The following is an 11,034-nucleotide window of genomic DNA, read 5'->3' as shown; positions in this document are numbered from 1 at the left end:
CCTTGGAACAGCGTTACCTGAGAATTCATTGCTACACCGCCAACTCTCGGAGATTTGGGGTCTGGGTTCTGGCGAACCGTCAAACCTTCTTTGGGAGTGACTTTGCGACAGAGGCCGTTATTTTGGGCTATTTGAAAGGTGGCGCTGTTTTCAAAAGCAATATTTTCAGCATCCTGACTGGTGGATGTTGGTGGGGCGGCATGACCGATCGCACTTACCTGCAAACTTCCGGCGACGATCGCGATCGCGCCCAGCCATGCAGCGGGTTTGTTCCAGCAATTCAAGTTTTTCATCCGTTCAACTCCTCATCACAATCAAAACCATTATCTTTATTGCAGGTCAATATAGCAAAAAAAACGATTTATATTCCATACAAATGTTTTATATAACATTCTTTATACCTTTGACTCAAATTTTATTGATAAAATTTAATCTTTACTGAATTGGGCGACGACAAATTCAGGTGCAGTACCTGTAAATTTATCGTTCTGTCAGAGTCCCAGAGCGAGAGTGAGAGAAGGGGGAGGGTCAACTGTCAACTGTTAACAGTAGTTTAAATGCGTGATAGTCGATCGCACCTCTGTTAATATTGGCGCAAAAAGTGCTAATCGCTAGCATTCCTTAAACTCGTCCAATCGTCGCTCTACAGTCAATTGTTCTAGCGCCAAGCACAAATCTCAAATTGACTGTAGAAGCCTCCAAATCTCGCCTGTGGAATCTCTTCTCAAATTCTTCAATCTCAAATTATTCAATTCTTCAATCTCAAATAGACTAACGTTACTGGCTTCAATCTATCAAAAGACGGATTTTTTTTAACAGATCCCCGTCTCATAACCTCTATCTAGAGAATGGTTCAGCCGATCGTTGCGATCGGGTAAAAATAGAATGTCATATCTCATTTGGTATTCTATGAAACTGAATTATTTTGCCAAACTGGTTTCCAATGTCGGGCGCTGGATGGCTGCAACTGTGCTTTGCTTGTGTGCGATGACATTTGTTTGGCAGGGTGGGTTTTTATCGAACACCGCAGCAATGGCCTCTCCTGCTGTAAACTCGATCGCAGCAGCAGATATTGGCGATCAGGTGCAAGAAAAAGCCAGCAAAGATGCTGGACGAGCCAAGAATTTCATCAAAGATGCAGAAGAAAAAGTTAAGGAAACTGCCAAGACAAATGCTGCTAAAGTCGATCGAGCATCGGATGATGGTAGTTTCGTAGAGCGCAAAGCCAAGAAAGATGCCGCTACAATCGAGAAAAGAGCAGAAGAAGATTCAGCTCGCACTCAGGAAGCAGTAAATAACACCAAGAACGCTGTCGAGCGCGCTGTTGACAGCATCAAGGATGCTTTCAACTAGACAATCAATAATATAGTGTTGGCTCGCTCCAGCACTGTCAAACTGTTTCGTAGTCAGGACTTTAGTTTTTTTGTCCCAAATACTAAGGATCGAAAACTTAATAACTTAAACACCTCCTACAGTCCTATCTCCTGTAAGTTACCAGATCAAAGGAGCCAGAGCCTCGCCTATCTGCATTACCAGGCTCTGCCTGGTAACGAGCAATCGTTTAAGTTATTAAATTTTTATGACTAAAGTCCTCACTAAAAACCAAAAGTATTAAAGGTTCCTAGTCAGGACTTTAGTCATTCTTTTTAAGGTTCGATCGTTCGGACTTTAGTCATTCTTTTCCCACATACTAAAGTCCTAACTAAAAACCAATCCAATCCGGGTGACACTCTTCAGACATGAGGGCGTGTTTTTTCGCTCTTTTCTCATCCGTCGAAACCAACAGCATCGCTCTGCATTTACCCAAACCTCCAGACAGAGCCTCAAACCGACCCCAATCCATTATTTAAAATTGTCGCAAAAAGCGCAAATCGCTGGAATAAACCCGGCGAATATCATCAATTTCATAAAGTACCATTGCGAACCGCTCGACCCCAAAACCCGCAGCAAACCCAGTATATTTTTCAGGATCTAAACCGACTCCTTGAAGAACGTTCGGATCCACCGTACCGCAGCCCAAAACTTCCAGCCATTTGCCGTTCCACTGCAAATCAACTTCAGCAGAAGGTTCTGTAAACGGAAAGTAGCTCGTGCGGAAACGAATCGGCAAATCTTGTCCAAACATTTGCCGCAAAAACTCTTTAATTGTGCCTTTTAAATCAGTAAATGTCAGACCTTCATCGATTGCTAAAAGTTCGATTTGGTGGAAAACTGCTGCGTGAGTAGCATCCACAGTATCGCGGCGGTAAACGCGGCCGGGAGAGACAATCCGAATCGGCGGTTTGTGCTGTTCCATGTAGCGAATTTGCACCGAAGATGTCTGAGTCCGCAGCAAGTCGCCTCCTGGCAGGTAAAATGTATCTTGCATATCCCGCGCCGGGTGGTCGGGCGGGGTGTTGAGCGCCTCGAAGTTGTAATAATCTGTTTCCATTTCCGGGCCGTTGGCGACCGTGTACCCGAGACCGACAAAAATATCCAGAGCGCGGTCTATAACGGCGTTTAACGGGTGAATTCGACCTTGGGGGCGAAAAATTCCCGGCATGGTGACATCGAGGGTTTCTGAGGCGAGTTTGGCTTGGATTTGGGCGGCTTGGAGGCCGGCGCGTTTGTCTTCTAAGTCGGCTTGCAGGGCTTCTTTTACCGTATTGGCGATCGCGCCTACTTTGGGCCGCTGGTCTGGCGGCAGTTTACCCATCATGCCTAAAATTTGAGAGAGTTTGCCTTTTTTGCCTAGGTAGCCCACGCGCAACTGTTCGAGTTGTTCGAGGGTATTCGCCGTTGCGATCGCACTTTTGGACTCTTGAGAGAGGCTTTCTAGTTGAGTTTCAATATCGCTTAGTTGAACAGTCATCTTGATTTTAGATTTAAGATTTGAGATTTTAGATTGAAGGCTGTTTTAGACCAAGCTGAGTTTACCGCAATCTTGGTACTACGGGCTTGTATATTTGAGATTTTAGAACAAACAGTGCAAAATCGGCACTGCGGGCGATCGTTAGTCAGTAGTCAGTAGTCAGTAGTCAGTAGTCATTAGTCAGTAGCATCCCAATTGTACAATCCAGTCAACAGTAGTCAACCATCACTGACGCCGCCACCAAAATCAATCTAATTCCGAGGCGTTAATCTGTGTTAATCAGCCCTCATCTGCGGTTTAAAAAAAAAGAGAATGTATCACCGCAGATGACAATTGATTGACGCCGATTCACGCAGATGCAGATTAGTCATTAGTCAGATCAAATCCGGCAACATCCCAATTGTAAAATCCAATCAACAGTCAACAGTCAACAGTAGTCAACCATCACTGACGCCGCCACCAAAATCAATCTAATTCCGAGGCGTTAATCTGTGTTAATCAGCCCTCATCTGCGGTTTAAAAAAAAAGAGAATGTATCACCGCAGATGACAATTGATTGACGCCGATTCACGCAGATGCAGATTAGTCATTAGTCAGATCAAATCCGGTAACATCCCAATTGTAAAATCCAATCAACAGTCAGCAGTCAGCAGTCAACACTCAACAGTCAACAGTCAATTGTACAATCCTGTCAACAGTCAACAGTCACTGACGCTGCAACCAGGATACACGCATCTTGACAGGCAATGCTGTGCCTGTGAGTTTGTGGATGCCCGATCGCAATTATCGATTTTAGCCGGTTTAGCCACCCGATCGACCGGGCGACATTGTTTTGGGTATTTTTGCTTAGATGAGAATGAATGGGGCGATCGACCTTTCGGCTAAAATTCGGTGAAACCGAGGTATTGCGGGTATGCAGACAGCAGTGCCCCTGGCGGATGATATCGGTAACAGTCGATCGAATTTGAATTCAATTGCCGACAACTCTATAGAATCTATTAAGATATATAAGACTTGCACAAATCTTGCCAATTCAAGATTGCAATTTCAGACTCTACTGGAGCTTCTCATGTTAGCCTCGCTAATCTCTTCCAGACGCATACTCAAGACCAAACTCCTCGACTTCTTAGGACTTCCTGACAATTGCCAAGACAAAACAGACCTGATCGTCAACCGAATTGTATCCGTGCTAGAAGTAAACGCAGCCGAAGAAAAAAGATTTTGGGAGACATTCAAAAGTGAATTAGCCGTCGCTCCGGTAGAATTAGAAGCAATGCTCGATTGTTCGGCAGCAGAACGGCAACTGTGGATCGAACAAGGTAAACTCCCTATTTTAGAATACCGCTCTTTCCGCAAATCTGGAATTCATTTAGAATATCCCGTTCATGACAGAAGATTCATCTTAAGTCTCACGCAATCCGAAATTAACAACTGGCGCAAAGAACCCAAACGATTGATTAAAAGTCATCGCCAAACAGCCGCATCATTCTCTACAGAAAATTTCGCCGAAAACGAACAATCCCGAGTTGCGTTTAGTTCAGATTGGGAAAAAATAATTGCCGACTGGAAAGAACAAGGTTCGGCGGAAATTTCTGCTACCTTCCAGCTAGCTTACTGGACAGTTTGGGCATCGCGGTGGGCAAAAGAAAATCAGCTCAAGAGTCAAGCAGTTGAATCTAACAAAATATACGAAACTCACCAGCAGGAATGGTACGAACGCAAAAATAAAGCAGTTAAGTTGCTGATTGAAATGCCTTACGCCATGCTTTACTTCTACCGTCCTCCTGATGCTGACAAATTATATCTGGAACTGTGCGACGACCACCAGAATATGATGAAAGATGGCTACTATTGGGACAAGTGGGAATTTTTTAATCAGAACCGGAAACTGGTAAATAGATGCCGCGAATGCGTGTACTGCGAAACCAAAGATTATTACTCGCTTTACTATCTCGAAATCAAGAGCGATAAGTTCCCAGATTTGAGTTTTTCTTACCACACGCCGTACACGATCGGCCGAAAATTTTTGCCGCATCCCGAAACTCTTCCTGCTGTAGACCACGTAGAACAAGATGGCATTTTTCGCTTTGGCCGTTCGCTACTGGAACAAGAGAAAGTTATTCACACAGAAAAGGATGTGTTGGTCAAGTTTGAGGCGGCTTTGACAGAAGCGAAAAAGTTTGTTTAGTCAGTAGTCATTAGTCAGTAGTCATTCGTCATTAGTCATTAGTTTAAATGTAGAGTAAGGTGCTCGCGCACTCACGACTTGAGAAACCCGGTTTCTTTTAATATTTATCGTCACTCAACCCACAACTCGTAGAAACCGGGTTTCTTGCTCGCGCACTCACGAGCTGAGAAACCCAGTTTGTTAGCGTGATAGGCGCATCCGTTACTAATGACTGCTGACTGATGACTAATAACTACTGACTACTGACTACTGACTTTTGAACTTGAATTACCTGAATACTCCCGCCAGCATAAAGTTTGGGTTGTTGAGCTGCTTCGGAATTGTACGATCGCAATCCCACCTCTGCCAACAAAGTTCCCAAATCAGTTTCGATCAATTCCCAAGCAGTTTCGGTCTCAAACAACCACAAAAACACAGCTAACCCTGGCCAAAATACCGGATTGGTGGGCCGATGAAAATCTACCAAAATGAATAGACCCTCCGGCTTCAGTACGCGGTAAACTTCTTCAAAAATTTGCTTCAACTGTAGGGGCTGCATTTCGTGCATCGCCACGCTGCTGTGCACCAAATCAAAATGACAGTCGGGAAAAGGCATCGACTCGGCAAAAGCTTCTACATAATTGGCTGACGGCAAATTTTTCCTGGCCCGTTCGAGCGATCTCGGCGAAGCGTCGAGTCCTGTGACATCCTGGAAATATTGCACTAGAAACTGCGTAGTCTGACCGCTACCGCAACAAAGGTCTAAAGCTTTAGTTTCCGCCCCCAAGGTCAAATTTTGCAGGGCTAGCTGGCGAAAACGAGCCTCGCCACCTACGCTCAAAGCAGCCAGACGGGCGATCGCATCGTACAGCCACTGATACCGATAACTTAAATCTCTAAAAATTGTTGCCACAGTCAAAATTATGTATACCTTGCTATCGACTTAAGATATTATTAAGTTATATCATAAAGATAAGTAACAGAACTGAGACGATGGGAGAGCTGTAACCGCTATGGGTCGTGTGGGAGTATTGCTATTAAACTTGGGCGGGCCAGACCAAATCGAGGATGTCCGTCCTTTCCTGTTCAACTTGTTTGCTGACCCGGAAATCATTCGCATTCCGTTTCCGTGGATGCAAAAACCCCTCGCGTGGTTGATTTCGACCCTGCGGTTTCAGAAATCTCAGGAAAATTACCGCCAAATCGGGGGCGGGTCTCCTTTGCGGCGGATTACTGAAGAACAAGCCGCTTCGCTGCAAGAACGATTGCAAGAAAAAGGACAAGATGCCAGAGTATACGTGGGGATGCGCTACTGGCATCCTTTTACCGAAGAGGCGATCGCCAAAATTAAGCGCGATCGTATCGAACAATTGACAATCTTGCCGCTGTATCCTCAATTTTCGATCAGCACCAGCGGTTCTAGCTTCCGGCAACTTGAAGAAATGTGGGGCAAAGATCCAGCCCTCAACGAGATCGAATATACCGCTATTCCTTCTTGGTATCAGCGCCCAGGCTACATTCAGGCAATGTCGGAACTGATAGCCCAAGAACTAGACCACAATCCTCATCCCGATCGAGTACACATCTTTTTCAGCGCCCACGGTGTCCCCCTCAGCTACGTAGAAGAGGCTGGAGACCCGTATCAGCGCGAGATAGAAGATTGCACTCGTCTGATTATGGAACATTTGAACCGATCGAACGAACACACTTTAGCTTATCAAAGTCGGGTTGGCCCGGTGGAATGGCTCAAGCCTTACACCGAAGACGCGATTACCGAATTGGCAGAAAATGGAGTCCAAGATTTGTTGGTAGTTCCGATTAGTTTTGTTTCCGAACACATCGAGACTCTCCAAGAAATTGACATGGAATATCGAGAACTAGCAGAAGAATCGGGGATTGAAAATTTCTACCGAGTGCCCGCCCTGAACAGTCATCCGGTATTTATTGAAGCCTTGGCCGATTTAGTCATCGAGTCGATCGAATCTCCCAGCGTTAAATTCTCTGATGTGATACGCCCTTCCAAGAAAGTCAAAATGTACCCTCAAGAGCAATGGGAGTGGGGTTTGACAACGGGGGCCGAAGTCTGGAACGGTCGTGTAGCAATGATTGGTTTTATAGCATTAGTGATCGAGTTAGTTACGGGTCAAGGCCCGCTACACTCGATCGGCTTGCTTTAAATTGACCGTAGTTAGTTGACTGTTGACTGTGGTTACAAATGACTAATGATATCATGTCTGTTTGATTGGGAATTGTATGAATTTTGTAGGGGCGGGTTCACTAACAATAATTGCTTGTAATCGACAATATAATAAACCCGCCCCCCCCCGATACAAGTCGGATGCTACCGGACATTGATAGGACAAATAACTAATCACAACAATCAACTGACAACTTACAACTGACTAAATTAATCTGGATCGCGCTTGTGGCGGCGGGGATTTCCCCCATCGCCCGCTATTCCCTGACTTCTGTACCAGCGATACCACTCTTTAGAACTGCGAATTGCCAGCCACAGCAGCAGCATAGCAATTAACGCTCCCTCTCGCGGGGCATCAAAGGCAAACAAAACCAAGGAAATGCACAGAACATCTTGCAAGAAAATCACCCAAATCGGCAAACGCCGCAGCCGATAAAGCCATCCTGCTTGTACCAGTTGCAGCACTAAAGCCAACAAACCTCCGACAACACCAATAATCCACAGCATCCAAGGGTGAGCAATAATTTCGTCGATCGAACTTACCTGAGCGATCGCAATTCCCATAATTGCTCCTACAATCGGACTGAAAACAATCTGCACAATTTGCAGCACCCGCTGTCCCACAAAAGTTTTAGAAGCAAATAGTTCTAACAGCGACCAACTCACCAAGATGGCGATCGCAACTTGGGGGTGAATCCTACGCAATAAAGGTATTTCCGACCAAAGTTTGTCAATCCGCAACAAACCAATTAACAGCAGGGGCAGGGCAATTCTCATACCCCCCGCCGCAGACGCAGAGAGCGCGGCTAGGAGTCCAACCATAATAATAATTTAGTTAAATTGTAGGGAAACGGCACTGCCGTGTCCTGATTTCGGGTAATATTAATCTTGATGTCATCACAATTGAGCTCACTCTCTATTATAAGTGTATCTGCTTAATTTTTGCTTAAAAATGCGAAATTGGCGATCGAAACAAAGCAGTTTGTTGAGAGTTGACAGAATTAAACCTGGATTGTAATTAAATTAGCTTCAGCAGCAGAATTCTTATTCTCTTTGACTACTGACTACTGACTACTGACTACTTACTAATAACTTCTTATGTCTGACTCATTATTTGCCGATGCCAGCCGCCGATTAGAACGAGCCTTAAAATACGTATCCCTTTCCGAAGATACGATCGAACGACTCAAATATCCCAAATCCAGCTTAATTGTATCGATTCCCGTGCGGATGGACGATGGTTCGCTGCGAATTTTCCAAGGTTATCGGGTGCGCTACGACAATACCAGAGGCCCGTCTAAAGGAGGAGTGCGCTATCATCCTGGAGTATCCCTTGATGAAGTGCAATCCTTGGCATTTTGGATGACTTTTAAATGTGCGGTTCTCAACATACCATTCGGAGGAGGCAAGGGCGGAATTACTGTCAATCCCAAAGAATTGTCCAAATTTGAATTGGAAAGGTTGAGCCGGGGTTACATTGATGCGATCGCAGATTTCATCGGCCCCGATGTCGATATTCCCGCGCCAGATGTCTACACCAATCCCATGATTATGGGCTGGATGATGGATCAGTACAATATCATCAAACGGCAGCTTTGTCCGGCAGTTGTGACAGGTAAACCCGTGACAATTGGCGGCAGTTTGGGCAGAGATACCGCAACAGCAACCGGCGCTTTTTTTGTAATAGAAACAATACTGCCCAAATTTCAGCTAAATCCTCAAAATACAACCGTAGCAGTACAAGGTTTTGGCAATGCCGGTGCAGAAATAGCAGAACTGCTCTGGAAAGCAGGTTACAAAGTTGTTGCTGTCAGCGATTCCCAAGGGGGAATTTATGCTAAACAAGGGCTGGATATCCCCAGTATTCGAGGTTTTAAAGACTCTAACAAAGGTATTAAAGCTCTTTACTGCGAAGGTTCAGTTTGCAATATTGTCGAACACGAAATCTTGACAAATGAGCAACTTTTAGCGTTAGATGTAGACGTGCTGGTTCCAGCAGCTTTGGAGAATCAAATAACTGAAGCCAATGTTAACGATGTCAAGGCTAAGTTTATTTTTGAAGTAGCTAACGGGCCGATCGATTCTGCTGCTGACTTGATTTTAGAAGCGAGGGGAATCCAGATAATTCCTGATATTTTGGTCAATGCTGGGGGCGTAACGGTTAGCTACTTTGAGTGGGTGCAAAACCGCAGCGGACTTTATTGGACGCTGGAGGAAGTCAACCAGCGGTTGCAGCACAAAATGGTCGAAGAAACTGAGGCAATTTGGAAAATATCTCAGGAATTGTCAGTTTCCATGAGAACTGCGGCTTACGTGTACGGGTTGAATCGACTCGGAGAAGCGATGAATGCGAAGGGAACGCGGGATTATTATGTGAACGGTTGAGGGAAGGGCGATCGCACAATTTCAATCTTTTCTCCTCGTCCGGTAGGAATAGACTTCGTTTGTATAGTTTGACCTCGAATTCGTATTCCAGGGGCGATCGAAGCCAGATACGAATTTGAGGTCAAAAGCCATTTCCAATCGGCGAATAATCTATTATTTCAACCAGGGACTTTTGCTAGTTGATCCGGCTGCAATGGAGGCATCGCCAGCAATTCCTCAACTGAAAAAGGTTTGGGTTGAGGAATTGCAGCTTCAGCGTCCATGAGTTCTTTGATTTTATCAAAAATCAAAAGAGTTTCTTCTTCTCCGTCAGTTAGTTTATCGTAAAAATAAGGTAGGTCAAACCAATGCTCAAAAGCAATCTCTAACAAACCGTTAGTTGCTAATTGCACTTGCCAGTACCGAGAATATCTGGCATCTACTATCTCAAATAACGGGGCCCGATTGTGTATAGGATAATAAGTATAGCGTTCGTCGCAAATATAGTACGATAAATTACCTGGCCATTGGGAGATAGCATAGACAATATACTCTTTACCTACTATCAGTTTAAATTCAGTTTCTGTGGTGATGTCTAACGGTGGGTTTAGGTAATTTGCCGGCAAATAAGCCCCTTCGTTTGCAATGCAGCGAATTTTCATATTCTAAAAAACAAGCTAGTTTTAATTGTACGATCTGGCTGTTATATCATTTCCGTTTAATTCAGAATTGTATCTGATGAAGTTCTGTAGATACCGTAGGGTGCGTCGCTGTCGATAATCTGCGGCTCGGCTTAAAAATCTCGTAGCGACGCACCGTACAAATATTTAATCTACCAAATCGTCTAAGGAAAGCTTCAAGAGGTTGCACAATGCTTTCGTCTGTTCTAGATACAGCTTTGGAATATGTCTACCCGCTTCCCAATTTTTCACGGTAGTTACAGTCACGCCCAATTCATCAGCAACTTGCTGCTGCGTCAAAGAAAGCGATTGGCGTCGCTGTTTGAGTTTTTCTCCCACACTACTCATTCACTGTACCGATTTCAGAATTCCTATGGTTAACTTGACTTAACCAAAATTTGTCCGTAGTATGAGAGGAGAACATCACATTCGTCAGAAAGCCAGTGCGTCCCGGCTACCAACCTATCAGCACTGGCTCTGGCTCCCATACGTATGGAGACAAGTTCATTATGCCTTACAAAGAACGACTTTACCCTTGGGTGCTGGTTCGTTTGCTTCCCAAAATGCAGCGGTTGACAGTTGGTCAGTTCCGCACTCGCTCTGATGCAGATGGTCATCTAGAGATTCTCCACCGCTTAATTCCCTGCGGAAAATTCGTGGTAATATTTAGCCCCGACTTGCTACAGTCGCAGCAAGCTGACACTTGCGACAAAACATTCGATCGGTAATTTTCAAAGAACCCCTTCCCGGACACGGGGAGGGAGTCGTTGGGTGG

At 44.9% G+C, this 11,034-nt stretch carries 11 protein-coding genes and 1 pseudogene; 6 read left to right on the top strand and 6 right to left on the bottom strand.

Annotation, left to right across the window (positions count from 1 at the left end; all coding sequences use genetic code 11):
• Positions 1 to 293, bottom strand: a pseudogene (locus IQ270_RS23805) (SH3 domain-containing protein); the annotation flags it as partial.
• 616 nt (positions 294 to 909) lie between these two features.
• On the opposite strand from IQ270_RS23805, the gene IQ270_RS23800 reads away from it, so the two are divergent.
• On the top strand, positions 910 to 1,353 hold the full coding sequence (locus IQ270_RS23800) for a hypothetical protein (RefSeq protein WP_193975660.1): 444 nt from the start codon (positions 910 to 912) through the stop codon (positions 1,351 to 1,353).
• Between the two features lie 493 nt (positions 1,354 to 1,846).
• Here IQ270_RS23800 and pheS read toward each other — a convergent pair whose 3' ends face one another.
• A complete protein-coding gene (gene pheS, locus IQ270_RS23795; protein ID WP_193975659.1) occupies positions 1,847 to 2,851 on the bottom strand; it encodes a phenylalanine--tRNA ligase subunit alpha in 1,005 nt (334 codons plus the stop codon).
• Positions 2,852 to 3,529: 678 nt separating this feature from the next.
• Between pheS and IQ270_RS23790 the strand changes: the two genes are divergently transcribed.
• Complete coding sequence (locus IQ270_RS23790) at positions 3,530 to 3,736, top strand: hypothetical protein (RefSeq protein ID WP_193975658.1); 207 nt, start codon at positions 3,530 to 3,532, stop codon at positions 3,734 to 3,736.
• 184 nt (positions 3,737 to 3,920) lie between these two features.
• Positions 3,921 to 5,039: a hypothetical protein gene (locus IQ270_RS23785; protein ID WP_193975657.1), complete on the top strand. Its 1,119-nt coding sequence runs from the start codon at positions 3,921 to 3,923 to the stop codon at positions 5,037 to 5,039.
• Between the two features lie 232 nt (positions 5,040 to 5,271).
• Here the strand turns inward: IQ270_RS23785 and IQ270_RS23780 are convergent, their stop codons facing one another.
• On the bottom strand, positions 5,272 to 5,931 hold the full coding sequence (locus tag IQ270_RS23780) for a class I SAM-dependent methyltransferase (protein ID WP_193975656.1): 660 nt from the start codon (positions 5,929 to 5,931) through the stop codon (positions 5,272 to 5,274).
• A gap of 100 nt (positions 5,932 to 6,031) precedes the next feature.
• Here IQ270_RS23780 and hemH point away from each other — a divergent pair, with 100 nt between their 5' ends.
• Entirely contained in the window at positions 6,032 to 7,195 is a 1,164-nt protein-coding gene (gene hemH, locus IQ270_RS23775) for a ferrochelatase (protein WP_193975655.1), read from the top strand.
• Between the two features lie 230 nt (positions 7,196 to 7,425).
• Here hemH and IQ270_RS23770 read toward each other — a convergent pair whose 3' ends face one another.
• Positions 7,426 to 8,037, bottom strand: coding sequence for a DUF4126 domain-containing protein (locus IQ270_RS23770; RefSeq protein ID WP_193975654.1), 612 nt, complete (start codon positions 8,035 to 8,037; stop codon positions 7,426 to 7,428).
• A gap of 276 nt (positions 8,038 to 8,313) precedes the next feature.
• Between IQ270_RS23770 and IQ270_RS23765 the strand changes: the two genes are divergently transcribed.
• Positions 8,314 to 9,600 (top strand): Glu/Leu/Phe/Val dehydrogenase, encoded by a 1,287-nt coding sequence (locus IQ270_RS23765; protein WP_193975653.1) that lies wholly within the window; start codon positions 8,314 to 8,316, stop codon positions 9,598 to 9,600.
• 158 nt (positions 9,601 to 9,758) lie between these two features.
• On the opposite strand, the gene IQ270_RS23760 is transcribed toward IQ270_RS23765, so the two are convergent.
• The gene (locus IQ270_RS23760) at positions 9,759 to 10,241 is read right to left on the bottom strand and encodes a hypothetical protein (RefSeq protein WP_193975652.1); all 483 of its coding nucleotides are present in this window, start codon (positions 10,239 to 10,241) and stop codon (positions 9,759 to 9,761) included.
• A gap of 165 nt (positions 10,242 to 10,406) precedes the next feature.
• Positions 10,407 to 10,607 (bottom strand): helix-turn-helix transcriptional regulator, encoded by a 201-nt coding sequence (locus IQ270_RS23755; RefSeq protein WP_193975651.1) that lies wholly within the window; start codon positions 10,605 to 10,607, stop codon positions 10,407 to 10,409.
• 161 nt (positions 10,608 to 10,768) lie between these two features.
• Between IQ270_RS23755 and IQ270_RS23750 the strand changes: the two genes are divergently transcribed.
• Positions 10,769 to 10,987: a hypothetical protein gene (locus tag IQ270_RS23750; protein ID WP_193975650.1), complete on the top strand. Its 219-nt coding sequence runs from the start codon at positions 10,769 to 10,771 to the stop codon at positions 10,985 to 10,987.
• Positions 10,988 to 11,034 lie beyond the last annotated feature (47 nt).

It is taken from the genome of Microcoleus sp. LEGE 07076, from assembly GCF_015207455.1.
GTDB lineage: Bacteria > Cyanobacteriota > Cyanobacteriia > Cyanobacteriales > Microcoleaceae > Microcoleus.
The sequence above is the reverse complement of the archived record's forward strand: the minus strand, read 5'-3'. Positions and strand labels throughout refer to the sequence as shown.

What these genes read in the sequence shown, in the direction of transcription:
- IQ270_RS23800 (WP_193975660.1), top strand. Translation starts at nt 910, where the DNA reads ATGAAACTGAATTATTTTGCCAAACTGGTTTCCAATGTCGGGCGCTGG.
- pheS (WP_193975659.1), bottom strand. Translation starts at nt 2,851, where the DNA reads ATGACTGTTCAACTAAGCGATATTGAAACTCAACTAGAAAGCCTCTCT.
- IQ270_RS23785 (WP_193975657.1), top strand. Translation starts at nt 3,921, where the DNA reads ATGTTAGCCTCGCTAATCTCTTCCAGACGCATACTCAAGACCAAACTC.
- hemH (WP_193975655.1), top strand. Translation starts at nt 6,032, where the DNA reads ATGGGTCGTGTGGGAGTATTGCTATTAAACTTGGGCGGGCCAGACCAA.
- IQ270_RS23770 (WP_193975654.1), bottom strand. Translation starts at nt 8,037, where the DNA reads ATGGTTGGACTCCTAGCCGCGCTCTCTGCGTCTGCGGCGGGGGGTATG.
- IQ270_RS23765 (WP_193975653.1), top strand. Translation starts at nt 8,314, where the DNA reads ATGTCTGACTCATTATTTGCCGATGCCAGCCGCCGATTAGAACGAGCC.
- IQ270_RS23760 (WP_193975652.1), bottom strand. Translation starts at nt 10,241, where the DNA reads ATGAAAATTCGCTGCATTGCAAACGAAGGGGCTTATTTGCCGGCAAAT.
- IQ270_RS23755 (WP_193975651.1), bottom strand. Translation starts at nt 10,607, where the DNA reads ATGAGTAGTGTGGGAGAAAAACTCAAACAGCGACGCCAATCGCTTTCT.
- IQ270_RS23750 (WP_193975650.1), top strand. Translation starts at nt 10,769, where the DNA reads ATGCCTTACAAAGAACGACTTTACCCTTGGGTGCTGGTTCGTTTGCTT.